Source organism: Geomonas oryzisoli, assembly GCF_018986915.1.
Taxonomy (GTDB): domain Bacteria; phylum Desulfobacterota; class Desulfuromonadia; order Geobacterales; family Geobacteraceae; genus Geomonas; species Geomonas oryzisoli.
The window spans coordinates 2,856,859-2,881,898 of record NZ_CP076723.1; the positions used below are offsets into that span (position 1 = coordinate 2,856,859).

A 25,040-nucleotide genomic window follows, 5' to 3' on the forward strand; every position below is an offset into this window, starting at 1 on the left:
AAGGGCGTAGGGTGTCAAGGTTTTTGCCCTTTCTTATTAATCACTCATCATTGAAACGGGCCATGTCGCCGAACTCGACGGGAATGCCGAAGATCTGAGCGGCAAGGGTCGAGATATCGCCACGCAATTTATTGATCTCATGCACCTTTTTGTATTCCAGGCGCGAGGTGAGCAGGATGACGAAGGTGTCGGTGGCGGGATCGATCCAGATCGACGAACCGGAGTACCCGGTGTGACCGAAGGAGACCCGGGAGAACCCCTGTCCGCGGGGTGCGGAAAAGGGCGAAGATATGTCCCATCCCAGCCCCCTGACTACCGTCCCGCCGCGCGAGAAGTAAGGGGCGGTCATCTGGTCCACGGTGCGCCTGGCGAGGACGCGCCTACCGTCCAGGGTGCCTCCGGTGAGCATCATCCGGCAGAAGCGGGACAGGTCCCGGGCGGTGGCGAAGAGACCGGCGTGGCCGGCCACCCCACCCAACTGGCGGCAGAGGTAGTCCTGGGGCTCCCCGAAGAGAACGCGCTCGTCGCTGATCGTGCCGGAGCAGCGCGCCGTCTCCTTGGGATGGAACGCGGTGTCGGCCATCCCCAGCGGACGGTAGAAGGAGACCTGCGCGTAGAGGTCGAGGGGCGCGCCGGTGGCGCGCCGCACCAACTCGGCCAGCAGGATGAAGTTCAGATCCGCGTAGCGGAAGCGGCTTCCCACCTCCCCCTTGAGCTTCTGGGCAGCGGCCCCTTCGATGGCGCTCTGCATAGGGGTCACGCTGGAAAGAGGGATGTCGTCCAGCCCGGAGGTGTGGGTCAGAAGGTTCATGACCAGGACCGCGTCCTTACCCTTTCCTGCCAGTTCCGGAAACCATTTGGTGATGGGGTCGAGCAGGGAGATCCTCCCCTCTTCCGCCAGCTTCAGGATCGAGGGGGTGGTGGCGATGACCTTGGTCAGCGAGGCGACGTCGAAGATGGTGTCGGTCGCCATGGGAGGTGCGTCGGGGAACGGGGAGAGGCGTCCATACGCCTTCTCGAAGAGGATCTTGTCCCGGTTGCCGATGAGGACGACCCCGCCGGCGATGAGGTTGCGCCCCATGGCCTCGTTCATCAGGGAATCGATGCGGGGCTGGTCGGCGGCGTGACAGGCGGTGGCGAGGAAGATGACCAACAGGCAGCCGTAGATACTGCTCAAAAGGAAGCGCAGGCGCTCCCTAAAATACGTGTTCAATCTCAATGTGACTCTCTCGGTCCTTGCTGGTTGCTGCCCTGTTTAATTCATCCTGAAACTGATCGACTTGAGGACCTTCCCTTCGCTGTCCACCGCGTCGCAGCGCCATTCGCCGGAGAGTCCCTTTTCCACCACCTTGCGGCTGTAGGTGCGCCAGTGCGCCCCCTTGACCGGCAGTTCGTATTCCGCCACCGCCTCGTCGTTGAGGTACCAGATCTGCTTGATGGTGGTGTCCGTGTCTTCGGGGGCGGTGAACCTGGTGAAGCAGTAGAGCGCCTTGACCGAGGTGGACGAGATGCGGCGCACCGAGTCGATCGGGTTTCCTTTGACGATCTTGGTGGTGACCGCCATCTCGGTGATTTTCAGGTCGCCCGCCCACGACTGGCTCCAGCCGGCGAGGGTTGCCAACAGTACAGCGGTTGCGATCGAAAGCATCGTGGTACGGCTCATTGTGCCTCCAGCAGCGTTTGCGGAGAGTGAGATGCCGGCTTTAAGCCGGTGCCGCCCCCGGGGGGGAAGCGGCAGCGTCAGTGCGTATCAGGTCCTGTAGTCGGCGTTGATCCGGACGTAGTCGTAGGAGAGGTCGCTGGTGTAGACTACGGCCTCACCGCCGCCGATCTTGAGGTCGATGGTGACCTTGAATTCCTTTTGCTGCAGCACGCGGGTGCCGGCCGCCTCGGCGTCGCCGCCGGCGAAGACGCCGCCGGTCGCCATGACGACGTCGTCGAAGCGGATTTCCACCCGCTCCTGTTCCACCTGCGCGCCCGAGTATCCGATCGCGGCGATGATGCGGCCCCAGTTGGCGTCCTGGCCGAAGAAGGCGGTCTTGACCAGCATGGAGTTCGCGACGGCGAGCGCGGCCTTCTTGGCGTCGGCCTGGCTGGCGCCCCCTTTCACCCTGATCTCGACGAACTTGGTCGCCCCCTCGCCGTCCTTCACGATCAGTTTGGCCAGGGAGAGGAGCACGTCGTGCAGGAGCGCGGCGAAAGCGTTCCCTTCCGGGGTCCCCCCCTTGATGGCGGCGTTGCCCGCGGCGCCGTTGGCGAAAATGACGGCAGTGTCGTTGGTGGAGGTATCGTTGTCCACCGTGATGGCGTTGAAGGAGCCGTCCACCGCCTGGGCGAAGGCGCTCTTTAAAAACTCGCCGTCAACCTCGGCGTCGGTGACCAGGAACGAGAGCATGGTGGCCATGTTGGGATGGATCATCCCGGCCCCCTTGGCGATGCCCCAGATGCTGTAGGGCTTGCCGCCGGCCTCGCCGGTGCGGCGCTCGATCTTCTCGAAGGTGTCCGTGGTCATGATCGCCTTGGCCACGTCGTCCAGCGTGCCGTGGTCGAGGCCGTCCACGAGCGGCTGGATGCCTTTCCGGAAGCGCTCCATGGGGAGCGGCTGACCGATGACGCCGGTCGACGCGATCAGCAGTTCCTCGTCGGAGAGTCCCAGGGCCTCGGCGGTTTTCCTGCCGCACTCGAGGGCGTCCGTCATCCCCTGTTCGCCGGTGCAGGCGTTGGCGTTGCCGCTGTTGACCAAAAGCGCGCGGCACTTGCCGTTTTGCGAGCGCTGGCGCGAGATGATGACCGGTGCCGCCTGCACCTTGTTGGTGGTATAGACCGCCGCCACCTGGGCGGGGAAATCAGAGAATATCAGTGCCAGGTCGAGCCGCCCCGGCTTCTTGATGGCCGCCTCGACGGCGGAAAAGCGAAAACCTTTCATAGAACCTCCAAAACGGTTCAACGTTCAACGTTCAATGTTCGATAAAGCGGGTTGCCTGACGGTCAACGGACCGGTACGGCTACCTGTGGACGGCAAGAGCCGGTGAGTCACGTTCACGTTCAATGCTCAACTGAGCCACACCTGCTACAGCCGGACATGATCAACATCAACACGTCTGTCAAATAGCAGCGCTGTAGTTTTTAACGTCGAACGTTGAACGTTGAACGGCTTCTTACTTGCCGCAGCACTTCTTGTACTTCTTGCCGCTGCCGCAGGGGCAGGGCTCGTTGCGCCCGGCGTTCCTTGCGCTCTTGGCGGGACCACCCTTGCCGTGATCCTCTTCTTCCTCTTCTTCCACCAGGTTGAAGACCATCTTCTGCGGCTTGGGCTGCTCCAGCTCGTACTGCTCGATGTCCTCCTCGGTCCCCACCTGGACCCAGAAAATCTTCTCCACCACTTCCTGACGGATCCTGTTCATCATGTCCATGAACAGCTGGTATGCCTCGCGCTTGTACTCCTGCTTCGGGTCCTTCTGGCCGTAGCCGCGCAGGCCGATCCCCTCCTTCAGGTGGTCGATGGAAAGGAGATGATCCTTCCACTGGGTGTCGATGACCTGGAGCATGATCACCTTGATCAGGTGATCCATGAGCTCGTCGCCGAACTCGTTCACCTTCTGGTTGAAGCGATCGCGGGTGCCGCTTCTCAGCGTATCCTCGAAGTTCACCGGGGTGATGCGGTCAAAGAGCTCCGGGGTGAGGTCGAGGTTGAACCCGAACAGCCGGAACGTCGTGTCGGTGATCCCCTGCCAGTCCCACTCGCGCGCCGGGGTGCGGTCGATGACGAAGGCCTGGACCACGTCGGTCACGGTCTCGTCCAGCATGCCGACGAAGCTCTTCCTGATCTCGTTGCCGGCAAGGATCTCTTTGCGCTGAGTGTAGATCACCTCGCGCTGCTTGTTCATGACGTCGTCGTACTCGATCAGGTGCTTCCTGATCTCGAAGTTGTGTGCCTCGACCTTCTTCTGGGCATTCTCGATGGCCCTGGTGATCAGGCCGTGGGTGATCGCCTCGCCTTCCTCGATGCCCAGCTTGTCCATGATCATGGAGACGCGCTCGGAGCCGAAGATGCGCAAGAGGTCATCCTCCAGCGAGAGGTAGAAACGCGAGGAGCCCGGGTCGCCCTGACGGCCGGAACGGCCGCGCAGCTGGTTGTCGATGCGGCGCGACTCGTGGCGCTCGGTGCCCAGGATGTGCAGGCCGCCCAGGGCAACCACTTCGTCGTGCTCGACGGCGCAGGTCGGCTTGTACTTGTCGACGATTGCGTCGAACTGCTTCTTGAATACCGGGATTACCAGTTCCTGCAGCTCATCGAAATCGATCTCTTCATTCTGCTCGAGGTAACCGGCGACGGCGGCGGAGCTCCCGGGGAAATCCCGCTCCAGCGCCTGGAGCAGTTCCTTGTTCGCCCCACCCTCGCCCTGCGCCTTGGCGAACGCCTGCGCGAACGCCTCCGCCTTCACCTCCGGTGTGCCGCCGAACTCCTGGCGCGCCAGGCCGTCGGGGTTGCCGCCGAGGAGGATGTCGGTACCGCGGCCGGCCATGTTGGTGGCGATGGTCACCATCCCTTTGCGCCCGGCCTGGGCCACGATCTCCGCCTCGCGCTCGTGCTGCTTGGCGTTGAGGACGAAGTGCGGGATACCTTCGCGTTTCATGAGCTCGGCTAACTGCTCGGACTTTTCGATGGAGATGGTGCCGACCAGGATCGGCTGCCCCTTGGCGTGCAGTTCCCTGATCTCGCCGATGACCGCGTTGAACTTCTCGCGCTCGGTCTTGTAGATCACGTCCGGGAAGTCGGGGCGCAGCAGCGGGCGGTTGGTCGGGATGACCACGACGTCCAGCTTGTAGATCTTGTGGAACTCCTCCGCCTCGGTGTCCGCGGTACCGGTCATGCCCGAGAGCTTCTCGTACATGCGGAAGTAGTTCTGGAAGGTGATGGTGGCGAGGGTCTGGTTTTCGTTCTCGATCTTCGCCCCTTCCTTGGCCTCGATGGCCTGGTGCAGGCCGTCGGACCAGCGGCGCCCCGGCATGAGGCGGCCGGTGAACTCGTCGACGATGAGCACCTCGTTGTCGCGCACCACGTAGTCCACGTCGCGCTTGAACAGGGCGTGCGCCCTGAGTGCCTGCTGGGTGTGGTGCAGGATCTCCATGTTCCGGGGATCGTAGAGGTTGTCGATCTTCAGAAGCTGCTCGACCTTGAGCACCCCTTCCTCGGTGAGGGAGGCGCTCTTCGCCTTCTCGTCGACGGTGAAGTCGCCGGTGTAGGTCTTTCTCTTGCCGGAGAGGGTGTTGGCCTCGACCTCGATCACCTCGCCCTTCTTGAGCATGGGGATGATGCGGTCGATGATGTAGTACTTGTCCGTGGAGTCCTCGGTGGGACCGGAGATGATGAGCGGCGTCCTCGCCTCGTCGATGAGGATGGAGTCCACCTCGTCGACGACGGCGAAGTTGAAGGGACGCTGGACGTAATCGGCCAGGTCGAACTTCATGTTGTCGCGCAGGTAGTCGAAACCGAACTCGTTGTTGGTGCCGTAGGTGACGTCGGCGGCATAGGCCTCGCGGCGCTCCCAGTCCTCCAGCCCGTGCACGATCACCCCGACCGAGAGCCCCAGGAATTTATGGATGCGCCCCATCCAGTCGGCGTCGCGCTTGGCCAGGTAGTCGTTGACGGTGACCACGTGCACGCCCTTGCCGGAGATGCCGTTCAGGTAGGACGGGAGGGTCGCCACCAGGGTCTTGCCCTCGCCGGTCTTCATCTCGGCGATCTTGCCGGAGTGCAGCACCATGCCGCCGATCAGCTGCACGTCGAAGTGGCGCATACCGAGCACGCGCTTGCCCGCCTCGCGGCAGACGGCGAACGCCTCGGGGAGCATGGAGTCCAGGCTCTCCCCCTTGGCGTAGCGCTCTTTAAACTGGGCGGTCTTGCCGCGCAGCTCGTCGTCGGAGAGCTTGACCATCTCGGCTTCCAGCTGGTTGATGCGATCCACGATGGGCCAGAGACGCTTCAGTTCCCGCTCGTTCTTGCTCCCGACAAACTTCTTTATAAGCGCGCCAAACATCTATGAAATCTCCTTAGCCGTGAAAACAGGATGAAAAAAAACAGTGTACGCTACCACAAAAGTGAGAAACCCTCAACTGAAAAGGCGCCTGCTATGAGGGATTTGCGCGCCTTAGGCATCTTGCCGGAAGATCATCGCTTCTGAGAAAGTTGCCGAAGCGTCCCCGCCCCCGGAGGGGGAGGGACAGGGAGGGGGAGCGTACCGGCTCGATCCCGCTTCCCCCCTCCCAGCCTCCCCCCTCCAGGGGGAGGGGCGCTTTCTCACCGACAATAGACCGCAGCAGGCACTTTCGGGGGCTAGTCAGGAATAATTTATTCGCCCCTCCTTATTGCAATCGATGCGGCGCCTCTCTATAATGAGCCCGCCAAAAAAAGGAGCCTGTGTACGTGGAAACGACCCCGTTTAACGAAGAACTGCTGGAAAGCCACCTGCTGGTGGACGTCCGCACCCCCCTGGAATACGAAGAAGACCACATCCCCGGAGCCATCAACGTCCCCCTGCTCACCAACGAGGAGCGGGTCGAGATCGGCATCCTGCACAAGGAGTCCGGCCCCTATGCCGCGCGCCGGCGCGGGCTGGAGCTGACCGCGCACCGCTTCCCGGAGATGGTGCGCTACATCGCCGACAGCGCCGCCGGAAAACCCATCCTGGTCTACTGCTGGCGCGGCGGGCTGCGCAGCAAGACCGTCACCTCCATCCTCGACCTGGCCGGGCTGAAGGCGACCCAGCTGATCGGCGGCTACAAGAGCTACCGCCACGTGGTCGGCGAATACTTCAACCCCTACCTCCCCGCGACGCCGCTCGTCGTGCTGCACGGTATGACCGGTATCGGCAAGACCACCCTGTTGCAGCGCCTTGAGGCACGGGGCAACTCCGTGATCGACCTCGAGGGGCTGGCCTGCCACCGCGGCTCCGCCTTCGGTCAGTTGGGCCTGAACCAGAACCTCACCCAGAAGCGGTTCGAGTCGCTTTTGTGGGACGCCTGCCGCAAGGCACCCGCAGGACAGCCGCTCATCGTAGAAGGCGAGAGTGAGCGCATCGGCCGGGTTTCGCTGCCGGGGGATTTCTACCAGAAGATGGCTCAGGGGATTAGGGTGTGGTGCCACGCGAGCCTCGAGACCCGGGTGGCCAGGCTGATCGAGGAGTATGGCCTCCCCGAGTACAAGGAAGAGATGGGCGTCGCGCTGCAGCGTATCAGGAAGAAGCTGGGCGGAAAGCGGTGCGATGAGCTGGCCGAAAACCTGGAGCGCTGGGAGATGGATGAATTCATGAAAGGATTGGTCTGCGACTACTACGACAAGGTTTACTACAAGAACCGGACCTGGGAGGCGGATTACCAGCTGGACATGGAAGATTTCGATCGTGCCGCCGAAGAACTGGAACAGCGCCTTACATCGCTCCTGCCCGAGAGGTAAACGTCATCGCGACGTCCCCTCCCCTGGAGGGGGAGGGACAGGGAGGGGGACTTTTGATCGCCACGTGCTCCCCCCTCCCAGCCTCCCCCCTCCGGGGGGAGGGGGACTAGATCTTCCTCACCCGATACTTCGCCAGCAACTCCACCGGATGATAGGAAAGCTTCGCCTGCCTAAGCGACTCCTCGCCCAAGTCCTGCTCCCGGTTCAGATAAGTGCAGTCGGTGAACAGGAGCCGGGAAAACTCCCGATCCAGCAACTGGTAGAGCCCCTCCATGAAGAGGTCGCCCTTCTCGAAGTGGCAGACCGCGGTCTCCCGGTTCAGCCTCTCACCCAGGGCAAAGCCGCGCACCACATCGTCCACCAGGATCACCACCCCGGAAAGCCCCAGTTCCCGGTACAGCCTGAGCGCCTCCGCGGCCCCTTCGATTTCACCCTGCACCGAGCCCCCCTGCGTCGTCCCGCGCGGCACGATCTCCGTCCTCACCCTCCCCCATTCTTCCAGCAGCGCCAGCGCACCGGCGAGATGCCCGTCGTTCAGGATCTCCACCTGGTGCCGGTGCCGGTTCAGGAAGTAGTTCACCCGGTTTTTCTTCTTGTGGTACTGCTTGCCGCTTAGCTGCGCCATCTCGTCCTTCAGGTGCAGGTAGTCGAAGTTGTTGCGGTCCGGGACCGCCTCGACACCGTCACCGCCGCCCAGATGGCACGCCAGGAACAGGTCGTCGGCACCGTACAGGGTGAGTCCCGACTCCAGCAGTTTCCGCGACGCGCCGGCGATGTCGCCGCCAAAGGGGGGAAGAAAATAGGCGGAGCCGTCATAGCCGCGCCCAAGGGCGACAACCGCATCCCCCACGAGCGTCAGTCGGTACTCGTGCACCTTGCGGAACAGGTACAGGTTGGCAAAGGTCAGTTCCGAGACGCGGGGCTGCAATTCGGCAAAGAGCCGGTCCAACAGGGGCTTGTCCTCCAGGGTGATGCCCCGGGTCTGCGGGTGGCGCGGGATCTCCATATGCTCTCTCCTGGGAAAAATCTGTCTCAGTATACTCATTTTTTTGCAGAATTGCGAAAAAAGGACTGGCATTTCCCATACCGTATACGGTAGTATCGCGCATACTCTACCGGTAGTGTTTGCAAAAAGCTGTTTGGCAAAGCTCAAAGCCAGTAATGACAGAGAGAATGCACCCCTCCCGCGCTGAGAGAGTCAATGGTATTGGCAGTAAAAAGAAAACGGATTTTTCCGGGGGAGCCGTGCAGAGATATCTCTTCGACTTCATAAAGAACCTGAAACTGCGCTGGAAGATGGTGGTCCTGGTGCTCCCCCTGGTGATCATCCCCATCTTCCTGGTCGGCGGCATCATCGGCTACATCTCGACCAAGCAGGCCTACCTCGGCATCACCCAGACCAGTAAGGACGACCTGCAGCACATGGCCTCGTTCACGGTCGACCTGCTGAACTCCCACTACCAGCAGTTCCAGGTCTACAAGCAGGACAAGGAACGGACCTTTCACGAAGAGCTGAAGACGGTAAGCGAGCTCGCCTACAACGTGGTCAAGAGCCAGCACAACCTGCAGAAATCCGGACGCACCGACCTGGCCGGCGCCATGCGCGAGGCCAGAAACGCGCTCCTCAAGGTTAATGTCGGCAAGACCGGCTACATCTACGCCATGAACAGCCGCGGCGAGCTGAAGGTGCACGTGGCCCAGGAAGGGGCCAACGTCTCCGAGAGCCGGGACGAGACCGGCCGCTACTTCATCAAGGAGATGATCGAGAAGGCGCACCGCGCCAAGCCTGGTGAAGTGCTCTACATCGTCTACCCCTGGAAGAACGCGGCGCTGGGCGACAAATCACTCAGAAAGAAGGTGGTCGCCTACCGCTACTTCAAGGAATGGGACTGGATCATCGCCGCCGGCGGCTACCTCGAGGAAACCTACGAGGACCTGGCCTTCGAGCGCCGCTCCTTCGAGGCGCTCAAGGAAAAGATCAAGAGCAAGAAGGTGGGCAAGACCGGCTACATCTTCGCCATGGACAGCTCCGGCAACTTCATGATCCACCCCACCGGCGAGGGACACAACTTCCTCAACGCCGTCGATTTCAACGGCCAGCACTTCATCAAGGAGATGTGCGAGCGGAAAAACGGCTGGATCCGCTACCCCTGGAAGAACAAGGGTGACGAGGCGCCGCGCATGAAGATCGTGCGTTACGAGTACTTCGAGCCGTGGAACTGGATCGTCGCGGTCGGCTCCTACGAGGAGGAATTCTACCAGGAGGCCAACGCCATCAAGGGGCGCATCCTGGAAAGCATGGTGGTGCTCACCATCCTGGTTTCGGTGCTGTCGGTGTTCATGGTGCTGCTCGCCTCGCGCGTGATGACCGAGCCGATCAGCCGGATGATCGAGGTGATCCGCAAGGTCAAACAGGGGAGACTGGACGAGACCATGCCGGTCGAGTCCGAGGACGAACTGGGCGAGCTCGCCCACGCCTTCAACCGGATGACCAGGATCATCAAGCACAACAAGGAGTTGGAGGCGAACCTCGCCCAGCAGGGGAAGATGGCCTCGCTGGGGGTGCTCTCCTCGGGGGTCGCCCACGAGATCAACAACCCGCTCGGAGTGATCTTGGGCTACGCCGCCTATATCGAGAAGAAGCTCACCCCGGAGGACCCCAACTACAAGTTCATCCACGAGATAAAGCGCGAGAGCAAGCGCTGCAAGAAGATCGTCCAGGACCTCCTCTCCTACGCCAGGACGCCGCAGCCGGTCCTCGAGGAGACCGACATCAACGACCTCCTGGAACAGATCGTGGACTTCGCGGCGAACCACACCGACATGCACCACGTGACGGTGAAAAAGAGCTTCGACTACTCCCTGCCGCCGATCATGGTTGACGGCGACCAGCTGCGCCAGGTGGCCATCAACCTGATCCTGAACGCGGGCGCCGCCATGCAGAAAGGGGGCGAGCTGGTGGTGAGTACCGAGCGCGGCGGCGAAGAGTGGGTGAGCCTCAAGTTCCGCGACAACGGCGCAGGTATCTCGCCCGAGCACATGGAGAAGATCTTCGAGCCGTTCTTCACCACCAAGGTGAAAGGGACGGGACTGGGACTCGCCATCACCAGGCAGATCGTGGAGCAGCATCATGGCAAGATCGGCATCGAAAGCGAAATCGGTGCCGGCACCACGGTCGAGGTACGCCTCCCCCTGAAAAGGGACGAATACTGCTGACAAACCACCGCCCAGCGCGGCTGACGGAGTAGGTCCATGACCAAGAAACGAGTGATGCTGGTAGACAACGAGGAGGGGCTGTGCCGGATGATGGAGGCGGTCCTCTCGGACAACGGCTACGCGGTCTCCGCGTTCACCAGGAGCTTCGAGGCCGCCGAGAGCTTCCAGGCCGGCCAGTGGGACCTCCTGGTCACCGACATCAAGATGCCCGGCATGGACGGGCTGGAACTGCTGCAGAAGGTGAAGCAGAAGGACCCCGCCATACCGGTGATCATGGTCACCGCCTACGCCACCGTGGAGATGTCGATCCAGGCCCTGAGAAAAGGGGCCTACGACATGCTCACCAAGCCGTTCGAGCCCGAGGAGCTTTTGTACCGGGTCAAGAACGCGCTGCAGCACACCCGCCTCATGGAGGAGAACCGCGAGCTGCGCGAGGAGCTGGTCGGCCGTTTCAACTTCGGCAACATCATCGGCGCCTCCACGGCTCTCAAGGAGGTGCTGGAGCGGGTGGAGAAACTCGCCGTGCGCGACACGTCGGTGCTCATCACCGGCGAGTCCGGGACCGGCAAGGAGCTGATCGCCCAGGCGGTGCACTACAACTCTCCGAGAAAGGAGAAGAAGTTCGTCGCCATCAACTGCGGCGCCCTCCCCGCTTCGCTATTGGAGAGCGAGCTCTTCGGCTACAAGAAGGGGGCCTTCACCGGCGCCACCGAGAACCGGCGCGGCCTTTTGGAGACCGCCGACGGCGGCACGCTCTTTCTCGACGAGGTGGGCAACCTCCCCATGACGGTGCAAAAGACCCTCTTGCGCTTTCTCCAGGAGCAGGAGTTCAACCGGCTGGGCGACCCGACCCCGACCAAGGTCGACGTCCGCATCCTCTCCGCCACCAACGCCGACATGAAGCAGGGGGTAAAGGCGGGTGAGTTCCGCGAGGACCTCTACTACCGCCTGAACGTGGTCAACATCCACCTCCCCCCGCTGCGCCAGCGCAGGGACGACATCGCCCTGCTGGCCGCGCACTTCATCTCGCTGCAGAACTCGAAGTTCGGCACCCACATCAAGGGGCTCACCCACGATGCCATGGAGGCCGCGGTGGAGTTTCCCTGGCCGGGGAACATCCGGCAGCTCAAGAACGTGATCGAGGCCTGCATCGCCATGGAAAGCAGCGACTACATCACCCTGCCGGTGCTGTCCCAGTTCATCGAGGTGGTCCCCACCGATACCGCCGGCGAGGCGCTCACCGAAGAAGGGGAATACTCCAAGGCGCTGATGCGCTTCGAGACCGAGTACCTCAGGGGTCTTTTGCGCAAGAACCAGGGGAACGTGGAGGCCGCCGCCAAGGAAGCCGGCACCAACATGGCCACCATCTACCGCAAGATCAAGAAATACGGGATCCGCAAGGACGAGTACAACAGCTGAGCCCCGGGAAAAAAGGGGCGGCCGCTTTTGCAGCATTGCAAAAAAGAGGTCCGCCCCACTTGCATGCCTGCAAATTCAAGCGCCCCACCTCCCGCCACACCACAAACACACGTTTTCACGCCACCTTACAGCTCCCTGCGGGGAAGCGGGCACTCCGCACAACGTTAGCTCCCGATCCGACTGGCTTTAATCTTTCTTTGCGATTTTGCGAAATCCCCTCGCCCGCCATCCGTACCGCCGCCCATCCCACCCTCGCAACACGTCGAAATAATTACACTTAAAACCGAAATGCCAAGTAAACGGCAAATTGGTACGCCAGTTGCTAACACTGTTTACGTCACCCTTTCTTTACGTAGTAAAAAGGTATGAGGTCCTATGCAGGAAGCTACGGTCTGCCCCTTCTTCGGCAAAAACGATGATTACTGCGACGTGGGTTGCGGCTACATCTCGCCGCACGACGTCAAGCAGATCATCACCTTCTGCAGCTGCCGTTATCGGGAGTGCCTCAAATACCAGGAGCTGTCCGACCGGATGCCGGCCGGGCAACTCGATTCCAACCTCTGCCTGGTGTAGCCGACGGGTGAAACCGGGCGGGGGCGAATCAAACGCATCAGGCTGCATTTCCATGAAAAAGGAGAACGGCGATGAGTGAAAAAGAACTTGAACTGCTCTCGAGGCTTGAGGAGTTGGAGCGGCATACCTGGCGCAACTCTGCGATCCTGCGCGCCGTCGCCATGGTAGCCTTCACCGCCATGATCGGCATCGTGATCGCCTCCGGCGTGGTCGGTGGCGGGCGCGGCAGCCACTGGTCGGGACCCGCCTGGAACACCATGTGGCTCTATGGCCTCTTCGCCGCCAACGCGGTCTCCATGTTCTGGACCACCCACAAGGAATAACGCGCCCGGCGCCGATTAGGAGGAACGTCACATGCCGATGAAACTGTCAAACGTGATTCTTCTGTTAGTCGTCGTCGTCCTCAGCGCGACCTTTTCCCTGAGGATCTTCCAGGGACTCGACGAGATGATGGGGGACCAGTACTGGGTAGTGGACACCACCCAGGGCGACCATGGCTGGTACGGCATGGGGCTTCTCCCCCACGTGAAAAAGGTACCCAAGGAAGTGGTGCAGTCGGTCAACACCGACCCGGACAACGACGAGAAGTACATCATCTACGCGCAAAACGGCGACTTCGCCGGCAACTCCGTGTACGGCATCTGCCTCGGCATCCCGCTCATCATGTACCTGATCTGGTTCGCCTTCATCCTGGGCTTCCCGGACCGGATCGACCCGTACCTTTTGCCGCGGCGCATTTTCACCCTCACCGTGATCATCATGTGTTCGGTGATCGTGAACCTGTTCCTGATGCGCATCGCCGCCGACTTCGCCCGGGACCCCATGTCCCGCATCGCCAACGTGGCAGGCAACCACGCTTCGCTTCTGTTCCACAACGCCGGTATCTGGTTCGCCATCCTCTTCTCCGCACTGGGGACGCCGAACCACTCCATGCGGGAGACCGCCGCTCCCGACAGCCGCAACTGGCAGACCCAGGCCAACGAGAAGTTCAACTGGATGTTCGTGCTGCTGTTCGCCGTCACCATCCTCGAAGTGGCCCTGGTCAAGAACAAGCTGGCCCTCCCCGACGCCGCTGTGGACTACTCGGTCTGGATCATCCTGGTGGTGATCTTCATGCGGATGTTCGGCTTCTCGCCCAAGTACTGGGTGAAGCGCGGCCGCGGCATAGCCATCATGTTCGCCGGAACCCTGGTCACCCTGCCGGTCTTCTACCTCCTGGAGCGGGCCACCGGGACCCTGGGCGCCGGCTTCGCCTCGCCCATCCTCTCCAAGGCACTGGGCCCGGAGAACGCCAATATCGGGCTCTCCCTGATGGTTTCCATCTATCTCATCTTCTGGATGGAGTTCACTGCGGCGATACGCATGAACGGGCCGTCGCGCCGGCTGTCAATGGAGAAATAAACAAAGTAAATAACCGAATGGTACAAGTTATAAAGGGAAATCCGTCACAGGATTTCCCTTTATTTTTGCCGCAGCAACAGTAAGATACAGCATAAATAAAACAGCGTCATATCAAATTAGCCAGTTTCTTCATAATCTTCACTACTACCTTCAGTATCACTCCAGTCTGACACAATCCGTCCAATCACCACCCTTAACTTCGACTGATAATCCGTGTCATTAGCGGCAGCAGGAACGCTATCTGACGTCGGCACATTCACCTCGCGCCACGGCTTTATGCGGCCACTTCCAGGGAAACGGCTGCCCAGTGCCGGATAGTACTGCTGCCGTGGTGGCAGTTCGCAGCGAGAATGAGTCCGGAAATTGTTTTACACAATTGTGCGACAGCGTTTGAGCGACCAGCAAAACACCTCCACGAAATACCCCAAAAACGGCAACCGGCTTCACGCACCCAACAATAATAAAAAATAATTTACCGTGCGCTTTCCTTTTTTACGCTGTCATTTACAATAGTTGCATCAGACCAGATAATAAAACAAGCGGGTTTCCGGATCGCAAATTATTTAGAACGCTGTTTATTTTTATTGTACATTTGAAAATCATGTGATACAACATTCTCACGTATACGGAAAATCCGGAGACGGTGCGGGAGGGGCGGAAACGGACAAACGGGAAATTTGAGCCAGTCACCCTATGAAAAACAGTAACTTGCAAAGCAGCGCTTCAAACAGAACACTTTAACTAATTGTGGCAAAACAGCACCGACAGTTTTAGAAACGAAATTTACGAAATTATGAAAGGGGGATTTATCGGGAACTGAGACCAGAGGGGCGGGACGCCGCCGCAACGCATCTTACTGAGAAAGGAGTGACAACCATGGCAGAAAAACAGTACGACTGGAAAGCAATCGCAAAAAATCCCAAGTTCGTGGAGCTACATCACAAGAAGACGGCCTTCCTTTTCGGATGGTGGATTTTCTCCTGTGTGTACTATTTCCTGCTCCCCATCGGGGCGGCTTACACACCGGGGATCTTCAAGGTCAAAATCATCGGCGCGGTCAACTTCGGGTACATCTTCGCACTCTCCCAGTTCTTCGTCTCCTGGGGGATTGCACTCTACTACTCCCACGTTGCCAACAAGGACTTTGACCGGTTGACCAGGGAACTGATCGACGAATTACATCTCTAGGAAAGGAGGACAGGACATGACCATCAAGAAGATATTCATAGCAGCCAGCTTGGCCCTCTCGGTCGCAGCAGCCGCCTATGCCGAAGAGGCGAAGGCCCCGGCAGCCGGCGCAGCCCCGGCGATGAGCGCACCCGCAGCACAGGGAGCGCCCGCCGCGACGGCAGCAGCCCCCGCGCCCAACGCAGCCGCCTCCGTGGCCACCCCTGCCCCCGCGAAAGCACCGGTGAAGAAGGAAATGAAAGCCGACCGTACCATCACCATCGGCATGTTCCTGGTCATCATCGCCGTCACCATGGGCGTCGTGGTTTGGGCGGCCAAGCAGACCAAGTCCGCCGCCGACTTCTACGCGGCTGGCGGCGGCATCACCGGCACCCAAAACGGCTGGGCCATTGCCGGTGACTACATGTCGGCGGCCTCCTTCCTGGGTATTTCCGGCCTCATCTCGCTTTACGGCTATGACGGCTTCATGTACTCGGTCGGCTGGCTGGTGGCCTACATCACGGTGCTCCTTATCGTGGCGGAACCCTGCCGCAACGCGGGCAAGTACACCCTGGGGGACATCCTCTCCTTCAGGACCTCGCCCAAGCCGGTGCGCGCCTTCGCCGCCATCTCCACCGTCGCCGTATCCACCTTCTACCTCACAGCCCAGATGGTAGGTGCAGGCAAACTGATGGCACTTCTGGTAGGCATCCCCTACAAGATGTCCATCATCGGCGTCGGCGTCCTCATGGTCGGCTACGTCGTCTTCGGCGGCATGGTTGCCACCACCTGGGTTCAGATCATCAAGGCGGGCCTGCTCATGGCCGGCGCGTTCCTGCTCTCCTTCCTGGTCATGATCAAGGCCGGCTTCAACCCGATCGGCTTCTTCCAGACCATCGTCTCCAGCCCGGACATCCAGGACCACGTATCCAAAATGGTACTCAAAGATGGCGTCATCCTTTCCGGCATGGACGCCGGCCAGCGCTTCCTCGAGCCCGGCCTGTACCTCAAGAACCCGTTGGACCAGATCTCCCTGGGCATGGCTCTCGTGCTCGGCACCGCCGGTATGCCGCACATCCTGATGCGCTTCTTCACCGTGCCGACCGCCCAGGCCGCACGTAAATCCGTCATCATCGCCATGTTCATCATCGGCGGCTTCTACATCCTGACCACCCTGCTCGGCTTTGGCGCCGCTATCCACCTGACCCCGCAAGGGATCACCGCAGTCGATAAAGGCGGCAACATGGCCACCCTGATGCTGGCACAGCAGATGGGCGCCGACATCGCCCCGATCCTGGGCGACATCTTCCTCGCCTTCCTGTGCGCCGTCGCTTTCGCCACCATCCTCGCCGTGGTCTCCGGCCTGGTTCTGGCGGCATCCGCGGCCATCGCCCACGACATCTACGTCAACGTGATCAAGGACGGCCACGCCGACCAGCACGAGCAGGTTTTCGCTGCACGTATGACCTCCTTCGTGGTAGGCGCCTGCGGCATCCTGATCGGCATCGCCGCCGAAAAGCAGAACGTCGCTCACCTGGTGGCTCTGGCCTTCGCCGTCGCCGCCTCCGGGAACCTCCCGGTCGTCGTCCTCTCCCTCTTCTGGAGGAAGTTCAACACCGCCGGCGTCATCTCCGGCCTTGTGGTCGGCACCGTCGCCGCCATCGGTCTGGTGATGGTATCCCCCAACATGACCTACCCGAAAGTGGTCGCCGCCGGCGCCAAGAAGGTGGTAGCCGCCATGGAGAAGAAGCAGGCTGCTCTTCCGCCGGGCGCAACACTGGCCGAAACCGACGCCAAGGCACTCGCCAAGGCGAAGGTGGACGCTCAGCAGGATGGCACCTCGATGGTCGGCCTGGAGAAACCGCTCTTCACCCTGAAGAACCCGGGCATCATCTCCATCCCGCTGGGCTTCATGGCAGCCATCCTGGGTGCCCTGGCCTTCCCGAACAGGCGCTCCGAGGAGATGTTCGACGAGGTCTACGTCCGCCAGAACACCGGTTTGGGTATGGCCAAGGCTGTCGAGCACTAGTACCCGGCAACAACAGCAGCATGGAATTGGGGAAGGGAAACCTTCCCCAATTTTTTTGTCCGGCGCCAATCGTTTCCTCCCCTTCCCTGTGTCAGACCGGTTCAAAAAAGTCAACGAAACGCCCCTGTTAGCAGCAAAACAGTTTTACATCGCCGTTTTTTTCTGTAGAATCATCGCCAGCAGTTTTAATAAGAGGTGGCCGCACATGCCCCATCAGATCTACCCACCGGAGCCAGGCGACGGGGAACTCCTTGCGGAGTTGCTGGGGGAGGTGCACGCCTTTCTCCCGCTACTGGACCGGAACGAGGGGAAGAAGCTTCTGGAGGGGCTGGTGTGGCACGGCTCGGAAGAGCTCGGCAAGCTGCGCCTGTACTCGGGACGGGAAGAGACCATCATCGACCGGGTGCGGACCGAGACGGACTACGCAGCGCTCTTGAAACTCCACGAGGAGCTGAACCTTTTGGAGATGGAGCGCTTCCTCAACTTCTACTCGGTCACCGCCCTGCACGAGAACTGCACCTGGTACCGCGACGCCCTGGCCGGGCGGGCGCTGGAGCTGGTTGCGGCTGAGATGCCCTCCCCTCCCCCGGTCCCCTTCGCCCTGGTCAGCATGGGGAGCGACGGCCGCGAGGAACAGACCCTCATCACCGACCAGGACTACCTGATCGTCTACAGCGACGACGGCGGTACGGAGGCCGACGGCTACTTCCAGGAATACAGCCGGATCCTGGTGGAGCGGCTGGCCGAGATCGGCTTCAAGAAGTGCAGCGGCGGCATCATGCCCGTGAATGACAACTGGCGCGGCTCACTGTCGCAGTGGCAGCGCCGGCTGCACGCCATCGTCCGCTACGAAACCGAGGACTACGGCAAGAACATGATGGACCTGATCGTCCTCTCCGACGCCCGGTTCGTCGCCGGCGACGCCGAGCTGGCCGGGAAGCTGGTCTCCCTGATCCGCTCCCTGTTGCAGGACTACTTCATGGCACTTTGGGGCATGGCCAAGGCGGCCACCGAGATGAAACTGGCGCTGGGTTTTCTGAAACGGTTCTGGACCGAGGGGAGCGGCGAGCACAAGGGCTCCTTCAACCTGAAGCTCCTCGCCTGGGCCCCCCTGGTGATGAACGTGCGCATCCTGGCCATCAACCAGGGCATTCCCGCCACCTCGACCGTGAGAAGGATCGAGCTTTTGGAACAGGAGCACAGCTTCTCCGCCAACATGGCGCGCGGCCTGGTCGCCGCTTACCGCATCCTTACCAAACACCGCATCCTGCTCCAGATCAAGGTCATCAAGGGGATCCAGAACGACGCCTACTACCTGAACCCCTACTCGCTCCCCAGCGACGAGAGGGAACGCATGAGGCAGGCGCTGCTCCTCATCGAGGATCTGCAAAAGACCATTCACACCAACTTCTCCATAGTCTAGGAGCGAGCGGGTTTCCGGTCCTGCCCGGCTGTGCCGCCGGGGGACCCCGTCAGCGGAGGAGACATGAGCCGACCCGAAAAAACCGCAAAGGTAAACCTGCTGCGCCCCAAGGAAGGGCACATGCGGGACGAGGTGCACATCATCCTGGCCATCCTCTTCGGCTGGGGAGTCTGCACCTTCGGTTTCCAGTTCCTGGTCTACGCCTGCCGGGGTACCGGCGCCGGCAGCCTCCTGACCCGGCTCACCCTGTTCAACCTGCCGCTGCACTTCTGGTTCACCGGGCAACTCCTCCCCCTGTGGTTCATCGTCCTGTGCGTCATCTTCAACATCTACGTGGACCGGATCACCGAGTACCACAGCCGCCGGAGAGACAGAAGCTATGAATGACTCGTCCTGGTCCATCTTCGTCGTCCTGCTGGTGCTGCTCTCCTTCATCCTGGTCGGCCTCAGGCAGAAGTCGCGCGAGAGCCAGGAATACGGCTTCGGCGGCCGCTACACCGGCAGGATCGGCGGCGGTGCTGCCATCGCCAGCAACTGGATGAGCGCGGCAAGCCTCATGGGTCTGGCGGGGATCATCTACCTGCGCGGCTACCAGGGGCTCGCCTACGTGATCGGCTGGACCGGCGGCTACGTGCTCCTTTTGGTGCTCCTGGCGAGCCAGATCCGCCGTTTCGGCAAGTTCACCACCCCCGAGTTCGTGGGCGAGCGCTACGGCTCCCCCGCCGCGCGGCTCATGGCCGCGGTGATCGCCATCGCCATCTCGATCATCTACTGCGTGGCCCAGTTCAAGGGGATCGGTCTCATCTTCGCCTTCATGTTCGACATCGGCTACGAGCAGGGGGTGATCTACGGTGCCCTGGCCGTGGTTTCCTACCTGGTGGTTTCCGGCGCGCTCGGCGTTCCGCGCAACCAGCAGTTGCAGTACCTGGTGATCTGCGTCGCCTTCATCGTGCCGCTCATGTGGCTCGCCAGAAAGCTCGGCTACTTCTGGTTGCTGCCGCAGTTCGGCTACGGCCGCGCCCTCACCGACCTGGCCCGCGAGTTCCGCATCGACTTCACCCTCCCCTTCGCCGGGGACTCGCTCTTCGAGTGGTGCGCCCTCTGCTTCACCCTCATGGTGGGGACCGGCGGGCTTCCCCACGTGCTGTCGCGCTTCTACACCGTCCCCAACGTCCGGGACGCGCGCTGGAGCGTGGTCTGGGGGCTCTTCTTCATCGCCCTCATCTACTGGTCCGCCCCCGCCTTCGCCGTCTTTGGCAGGCTTTTGGAGGCGCGCCAGGGCATCGTCTTCACCCCCGGGACGGCCCGCGCCGCAGCCGACGTGATCGCACTGAAGACCGCGCTCATGGCTGGGCTTCCGGGGTGGCTGGTGGGGATGCTGGCCGCCGGCGCCCTGTCGGCCGCCTTCTTCACCGTAGCCGGGCTATTGATGACCGGGGCCGCCTCCATCTCCCATGACCTCTACTACAGCTTCATGAACCCCAGGGCCAGCGAGACCGCGCGCATGCAGGTGGCCAAAGGGGGAACCCTGGTGCTGGCGGCGCTGGTGCTCCTGGTGGCGCTGAACCCGCCCGGGCTCATCGCCGAGATTACCGCGGTCGCCTTCGCATTGGCGGGGAACACCATCTTCCCCCTGTTCCTTTTGGGGATCTGGTGGGACCGGGCCAACCGGTACGGTGCCATCGCCGGCATGGTCACCGGCGTGCTCTGTACCGTCGCCCAGCCGTTGTTGGGGGGAGTTCTGCCGGGCCTCACCTCCTATTTCCCGGTCACCGCCTCGGCCCTGTGCGGCGCCCCGCTGGTCATCTGCGTCATGATCGCCGTCTCCCTCGCGACCCCCGCCCCCCCCGAGGAGATGAGGCGCTTCCTGGAGCAGGAGGTGCACGGGCATTTGGATTAAGAGGCAAAAGACGTTCAACGTTCAAGGTTCGACGTTAAGCTCCTTGTTGAACTCCGGGCTTTTAGCTGGTGCGTTTGCTGTCATCAGTGCAGTGCCGAGGGCACGGACGTTTATCGAACGTTGAACGTTGAACCTTGAGCGGCTTTTCGGTCTTCCAGTTGGTGCACTTGCCGTCACAGTGCGCGTGCCGACAAGCACGTACGTTATCGAACGTTGAACGTTGAACCTTGAACGGCTTTTTAGGGGTTGCACATGCCCATGCTTTTGGGAACCAAGGGAGACGACATCCTCAAGTGGCGCGCCAGCACGGAGCTGGTGGAGAGCCTCAAGAAGCGCCTGGAGCGCAAGTGGGGCAGCAGCTCGTCGCGCGAGGCGGAGGCCTTCCTCGGTACGCTGATCGACACCTTCAAGGAAGAACTGGCCTACGAGGACCAGCTGGACGAGGAGCTGGCGGCACTGAATCTCGCCATCGCCGAGGCTGCCTCCCCCGCCGACCTGGTGCCGCTCCAGGCGCGCTACCGGGAAGTTGTCGCCGCCCATTTCCGGCGCCGCAACTCCCCCCTGGCCCTGTGCGGCGCCTGCAACGCGCTGCACGACAAGGTGCTGCAAAGGGCGGCACAACTGGCCGAGGAACGCATGCGCGACCTGGGACAGGGAACGGCGCCCGTCTACGCCCTGCTCGTCTCCGGGGACCGCGGCCGCGGCGAGCAGACCCTCTACGGCCGCAACCGCTACCTGTTGCTGCACCAGCTCGACTCCCAGCGCTTCTACCTGTTCTGCCGCCAGCTCACCCAGGCGCTCCACGAGGCCGGGCTCCTCGCCGAGGGGGAAACGCCCTGGCACGGCTCCCTCTCCGAATGGCGCTCCCTGTTGAAGAACGGGGACCGTGACAAGCAGCCCCCCTCCCCCGAGCTAGAGCCGCTGCTCCCCTTCGCCGCCGCGCAGAAGCAGGCGGCGCCCCCGCTTCCCGAGTGGCGCTGGCGCCTGGAATCGATGGCCGATCTCTGCCAGGTCGCGGGCTTCGAGCCGCTGGCCGAACAGGCGCTCAGCGCGGCGGCGGCCGCCCTGAAGGAACAGCGCGGCCGCGATCCCTTTTTCCAGCTGGCGCGCCGGGTGATCAACCTCCCGCTCGCCCTCGGGCACTTCGGCCGCTGGCGGCTGGAACGCAGCGGCGAGCACCAGGGGGAGATCGACATCGAGACGCTGGGGCTCTCCCCCCTGGTACAACTGGTGCGCATCCTGGCGCTGCAGGCGGAGGTGCATGAAGGGGGAACGCTGGAGCGGGTGCGGCAGCTCCTGTACCGGGGGGCGCTGGACGTGGACCTGGCGGAACGGCTCTTGAAGGCGTTGCAGTGCCTGATGCAGTTGAGGATCGAGGGGGAGATCCGCAGCGAAGGGGCGGCAGCCTTCGCCAATCCGGAAGAGTTCAGCATGACGCTGGACGGGCGCCTCAGGGCCGCACTGGAGGCGGTACTGAGCCTGCAGAAGATCGCCTACCAGAGGCTGGTGGGACAGGTATAGGACCGGGCATGCGCATATCCATCTCCGCAGGAACGCTGTTCACCTTTCCCCTCCCCAAGGCCTTCGCCATGGCCCGGGAAGCCGGCTTCGACGGCGTGGAACTGGTGATCAACCAGGAGTTCCAGAAGGTGAACTCCCGGCGCCTGGTGCAGGAGCTCGCGCAGATCATGCCGATCTTCTCGATCCATGCCCCGTTCCTGCAGCTGGACGGCTGGGGAAGTCCGGTGGATTCTTTGAAACGTTGCGTGGAGATCGCCGCGGACTGCGGCATCGGGCTGGTGAACTTCCATCCCCCTTCCTGGCTGGGGCTGGAGTTCTCGTACTGGCGCTGGCTGTACCGGATGCAGGACTTCCAGCAGGAGATCGGGGGGAACCAGGTGGCGGTCACTCTGGAGAACATGCCCTGGACCGGCAAGTACCGGATCAACGGCTACATCCTCTCCGACACCCAGAAGCTGATCGAATTCCTCCAGGAGAGGAACCTCTACCTCACCTTCGACTGCACCCACATGGGGAGCGGGCGGGCCAATTTCATCAACGACTTCTACCTCTGCTACAACAGCGGCCGGATCAGGAACATCCACTTCTCCGACTACGGGCACGGCCGGCAGCACCTCTTGCCGGGGCACGGCATCCTGCCGCTCACCCGCTTCCTGAACCACCTGCGCAACACCGCCTACAACGACATCCTGACCCTCGAGCTTTCCCCCCACGAGTTCCCCAAAGGAGAAGGGATCATCCAGGAAAGCCTCAAGGAGATCCTTGCCTACCTGAGGCAGGAGACCGCCAAGACTACCCCCTGACCACGTAGACCGAGCATTTGGCGTCGCGCACCACCTTGTGCGACACGCTCCCCAGGAGTTTCCGTTTCAGGAACCCCTTGCCGGTGCTTCCGATCACGATCACGTCGATCTCCTCCTTCTGCGAGAAGCGGATCAGCTCGTCGGCGGGATCCCCGTAGACCACCGCAGTCTCCAGCGGCACCTCCAGTTCGGCGGCGAGCTTCTCCACGACGTAGAAGATGCGTTCCTTGAGTTCGGTCCACTGGTCCTGTTCCGTGATGGGGCGCGCGGGGACGAAATCGGTGAAGGTATTGCGCGGCGCGTTGGGGAGCACCAGGAGCCCGTAGACCTTGCTCTTGAACTGGCTCGGGATGCCCGCCGCGAAACGGATCGCCTCCTCGGCGGCCTTGTCCGAAAGCGGTGAGCCGTCGATGGCCACCAGGATCTTCTTGCGCAGGTTGAGCATCGTTCCTCCGGGTGTGGCTGGGGGGTGAAAGGCTGCACAACTATATAACATCGCCGTGGTTTTTCCTACAGGATTTTAAGGCGATTCCCCCCTGCGCCGCCTTGGCAAAGGCTCTATCAGCACGCAGAGTTGGGTGCGCGGCAGAAGGGACAGGCTCCGTCAGGTGCCTGTCCCTTTAGCGGAACGCTCCGTTCAGCTCAGCCATCTTTAAACCACCAAGGGGACAGGCACCTGGCGGAGCCGGTCCCCTCCTTCGGAGAAGGCTCTACTATGGGAAAACGGAGGGGATTTGTTTCTCGCTAAGGTCGGGGAATTTGCTGTAACACAAAAGGCGCCCAAAGGCGCCCCGTTTTTCGATGATGATGAGCCGGGTCACAAAACCGGCGCGGCGTTTCCCGCCCGCTCCAGCAGGGTCTCTATCTCGTCGTGGATGAGCCCGTTGGTGGCCAGGATGCGGTGGTCGTCGACCCGGTGCGGCTCCCCCTTGTGATTGGTCACCCTCCCCCCCGCCTCCCGGACCAGCAGCGCGCCGGCCGCCACGTCCCACGGTTTCAGTTTGCACTCCCAGTAACCGTCCAGCCGCCCCGCAGCCACGTAGGCCAGGTCGAGCGCCGCGGCGCCCGCCCGGCGCACCCCGCGCGCGGCAAGCTGCAGTTCGAAGAAGTTGCGGAAGTTGTTCTCGTTGCCGCGCGCGGCGTCATAGGGAAAGCCGGTGGCGATCAGGGACTGCCTCAGCGGAGTTCTGCTGGAGACGTGGATGGGATCTCCGTTCAGGAAGGCCCCTCCCCCCCGGGTCGTCGTGAACAGCTCGTCCATCATGCAGTGGTAGATCACCCCGAGGGTCAGTTCCCCCTCCCGCTCGAGAGCGATGGAGACGCAGAACCAGGGGAAGCCGTGGGCGTAGTTGGTGGTGCCGTCCAAGGGGTCGATGATCCAGCGCCACTCCGGATCGCCGTCTGCGTAGAGGTTCTCCTCGGCCAGGAAGCTGTGGCCGGGAAAGGTACTCCTGATCCGGTTCACGATCATCTCCTCGCAGGCCCGGTCCACCTCGGTCACGATGTCGACCTCCCCCTTGAAGGAGAAGCTGAAATCCCCCCAGAGCCTCTGCTTCTGGAGAGCCCCCGCCTCCCGTGCCGCGGCGACCGCGACATCGAGCATCTGTTGCAGCCCGACCTCAATGGACATCGCTATCCTCCAGAAGTTCCTGCATCTCCTCGAGCAGCGTGAAGTGGATCTCGTCCTCGTCGGCCATGGTCTGGAACATCTCGCGCTCCCAGGGGTGCAGCGCCTCGCGGGCCAGTTCGGAGCAGGCACGCGCCGAAAGCGCCTCGAACTGCATGGCGTTCCGATACAGGCTGAGATCGCCCCGGTAGCGGGAGAGTTCGCGAACCGAGAGCCGACGCAGGATGCTCTTCGCCCCCTCCAGCGTGGCCGAGTGGGGCAGGTCCACCCTGCCGCCGTCCCGCAGCGCACGCAGCGCCCCCGCGTGACGCAGCTCGTCGTCGCTGAACATCCTGAAGATGGTGGAGAGCCCCACGACCCCCGACTCCGCGCTGCAACGCTGGTAATACCCTATGCCGTCCCCTTCCTTCCGGAGCACCATGTCCCTGGAATCCATATCTCCCTCCCGAGGTCTCTTTTTCTGGCTGGAAAACATTAACAGGAAATCTCTATATTTCAAAAGGGT

Annotated in this window: 21 protein-coding genes; 13 read left to right on the plus strand and 8 right to left on the minus strand. The window is 61.9% G+C overall.

Annotated features, from left to right (window positions below; all coding sequences use genetic code 11):
• Positions 1 to 40: 40 nt before the first annotated feature.
• The 4 genes from KP004_RS12485 to secA all read right to left on the minus strand — a co-directional run bounded on the left by KP004_RS12485 (position 41) and on the right by secA (position 6,041).
• On the minus strand, positions 41 to 1,177 hold the full coding sequence (locus KP004_RS12485) for a serine hydrolase domain-containing protein (RefSeq protein ID WP_437178129.1): 1,137 nt from the start codon (positions 1,175 to 1,177) through the stop codon (positions 41 to 43).
• 78 nt (positions 1,178 to 1,255) lie between these two features.
• A complete protein-coding gene (locus KP004_RS12490) occupies positions 1,256 to 1,663 on the minus strand; it encodes a DUF2914 domain-containing protein (RefSeq protein WP_216798864.1) in 408 nt (135 codons plus the stop codon).
• Between the two features lie 87 nt (positions 1,664 to 1,750).
• The gene (argJ, locus tag KP004_RS12495; protein WP_216798865.1) at positions 1,751 to 2,926 is read right to left on the minus strand and encodes a bifunctional glutamate N-acetyltransferase/amino-acid acetyltransferase ArgJ; all 1,176 of its coding nucleotides are present in this window, start codon (positions 2,924 to 2,926) and stop codon (positions 1,751 to 1,753) included.
• 232 nt (positions 2,927 to 3,158) lie between these two features.
• Positions 3,159 to 6,041: a preprotein translocase subunit SecA gene (gene secA / locus KP004_RS12500; protein ID WP_216798866.1), complete on the minus strand. Its 2,883-nt coding sequence runs from the start codon at positions 6,039 to 6,041 to the stop codon at positions 3,159 to 3,161.
• Between the two features lie 386 nt (positions 6,042 to 6,427).
• Between secA and mnmH the strand changes: the two genes are divergently transcribed.
• A complete protein-coding gene (gene mnmH, locus KP004_RS12505; protein WP_216798867.1) occupies positions 6,428 to 7,456 on the plus strand; it encodes a tRNA 2-selenouridine(34) synthase MnmH in 1,029 nt (342 codons plus the stop codon).
• Positions 7,457 to 7,562: 106 nt separating this feature from the next.
• On the opposite strand, the gene KP004_RS12510 is transcribed toward mnmH, so the two are convergent.
• Positions 7,563 to 8,462 (minus strand): DUF2156 domain-containing protein, encoded by a 900-nt coding sequence (locus KP004_RS12510; RefSeq protein ID WP_216798868.1) that lies wholly within the window; start codon positions 8,460 to 8,462, stop codon positions 7,563 to 7,565.
• Positions 8,463 to 8,701: 239 nt separating this feature from the next.
• On the opposite strand from KP004_RS12510, the gene KP004_RS12515 reads away from it, so the two are divergent.
• The 12 genes from KP004_RS12515 (at position 8,702) to KP004_RS12570 (ending at position 22,908) form a co-directional block, all read left to right on the plus strand.
• Positions 8,702 to 10,672, plus strand: coding sequence for a cache domain-containing protein (locus KP004_RS12515; protein ID WP_216798869.1), 1,971 nt, complete (start codon positions 8,702 to 8,704; stop codon positions 10,670 to 10,672).
• A 36-nt stretch (positions 10,673 to 10,708) separates the two neighbouring features.
• Positions 10,709 to 12,091, plus strand: a complete 1,383-nt coding sequence (locus KP004_RS12520) for a sigma-54-dependent transcriptional regulator (RefSeq protein WP_216798870.1) — start codon at positions 10,709 to 10,711, stop codon at positions 12,089 to 12,091.
• Positions 12,092 to 12,466: 375 nt separating this feature from the next.
• Positions 12,467 to 12,664 (plus strand): hypothetical protein, encoded by a 198-nt coding sequence (locus tag KP004_RS12525; protein WP_216798871.1) that lies wholly within the window; start codon positions 12,467 to 12,469, stop codon positions 12,662 to 12,664.
• A 71-nt stretch (positions 12,665 to 12,735) separates the two neighbouring features.
• Positions 12,736 to 12,987 (plus strand): hypothetical protein, encoded by a 252-nt coding sequence (locus KP004_RS12530; protein ID WP_012529954.1) that lies wholly within the window; start codon positions 12,736 to 12,738, stop codon positions 12,985 to 12,987.
• Between the two features lie 31 nt (positions 12,988 to 13,018).
• On the plus strand, positions 13,019 to 14,065 hold the full coding sequence (locus KP004_RS12535) for a hypothetical protein (protein WP_216798872.1): 1,047 nt from the start codon (positions 13,019 to 13,021) through the stop codon (positions 14,063 to 14,065).
• An 876-nt stretch (positions 14,066 to 14,941) separates the two neighbouring features.
• The gene (locus tag KP004_RS12540; RefSeq protein WP_216798873.1) at positions 14,942 to 15,253 is read left to right on the plus strand and encodes a DUF485 domain-containing protein; all 312 of its coding nucleotides are present in this window, start codon (positions 14,942 to 14,944) and stop codon (positions 15,251 to 15,253) included.
• Between the two features lie 16 nt (positions 15,254 to 15,269).
• Positions 15,270 to 17,261, plus strand: coding sequence for a solute symporter family protein (locus KP004_RS12545; RefSeq protein ID WP_216798874.1), 1,992 nt, complete (start codon positions 15,270 to 15,272; stop codon positions 17,259 to 17,261).
• Positions 17,262 to 17,466: 205 nt separating this feature from the next.
• Complete coding sequence (locus KP004_RS12550; RefSeq protein ID WP_216798875.1) at positions 17,467 to 18,684, plus strand: putative nucleotidyltransferase substrate binding domain-containing protein; 1,218 nt, start codon at positions 17,467 to 17,469, stop codon at positions 18,682 to 18,684.
• A 63-nt stretch (positions 18,685 to 18,747) separates the two neighbouring features.
• Positions 18,748 to 19,071, plus strand: a complete 324-nt coding sequence (locus tag KP004_RS12555; RefSeq protein WP_216798876.1) for a DUF4212 domain-containing protein — start codon at positions 18,748 to 18,750, stop codon at positions 19,069 to 19,071.
• The gene (locus KP004_RS12560; RefSeq protein ID WP_216798877.1) at positions 19,064 to 20,584 is read left to right on the plus strand and encodes a VC_2705 family sodium/solute symporter; all 1,521 of its coding nucleotides are present in this window, start codon (positions 19,064 to 19,066) and stop codon (positions 20,582 to 20,584) included. Before KP004_RS12555 ends, KP004_RS12560 begins: the two co-directional genes overlap by 8 nt.
• A gap of 252 nt (positions 20,585 to 20,836) precedes the next feature.
• Positions 20,837 to 22,105 carry a putative nucleotidyltransferase substrate binding domain-containing protein gene (locus KP004_RS12565; RefSeq protein WP_216798878.1) on the plus strand — a complete coding sequence of 423 codons (1,269 nt, stop codon included), beginning with the start codon at positions 20,837 to 20,839 and terminating at the stop codon, positions 22,103 to 22,105.
• Positions 22,106 to 22,113: 8 nt separating this feature from the next.
• Positions 22,114 to 22,908 carry a sugar phosphate isomerase/epimerase family protein gene (locus KP004_RS12570; protein ID WP_216798879.1) on the plus strand — a complete coding sequence of 265 codons (795 nt, stop codon included), beginning with the start codon at positions 22,114 to 22,116 and terminating at the stop codon, positions 22,906 to 22,908.
• On the opposite strand, the gene KP004_RS12575 is transcribed toward KP004_RS12570, so the two are convergent.
• From KP004_RS12575 to KP004_RS12585, 3 genes are all read right to left on the minus strand, one after another.
• Positions 22,898 to 23,353 (minus strand): universal stress protein, encoded by a 456-nt coding sequence (locus KP004_RS12575; RefSeq protein WP_216798880.1) that lies wholly within the window; start codon positions 23,351 to 23,353, stop codon positions 22,898 to 22,900. The two genes, KP004_RS12570 and KP004_RS12575, sit on opposite strands and share 11 nt — an antisense overlap.
• A gap of 372 nt (positions 23,354 to 23,725) precedes the next feature.
• A complete protein-coding gene (locus KP004_RS12580) occupies positions 23,726 to 24,538 on the minus strand; it encodes an inositol monophosphatase family protein (protein ID WP_216798881.1) in 813 nt (270 codons plus the stop codon).
• Entirely contained in the window at positions 24,528 to 24,971 is a 444-nt protein-coding gene (locus tag KP004_RS12585) for a ferritin family protein (protein WP_216798882.1), read from the minus strand. Before KP004_RS12585 ends, KP004_RS12580 begins: the two co-directional genes overlap by 11 nt.
• Positions 24,972 to 25,040 lie beyond the last annotated feature (69 nt).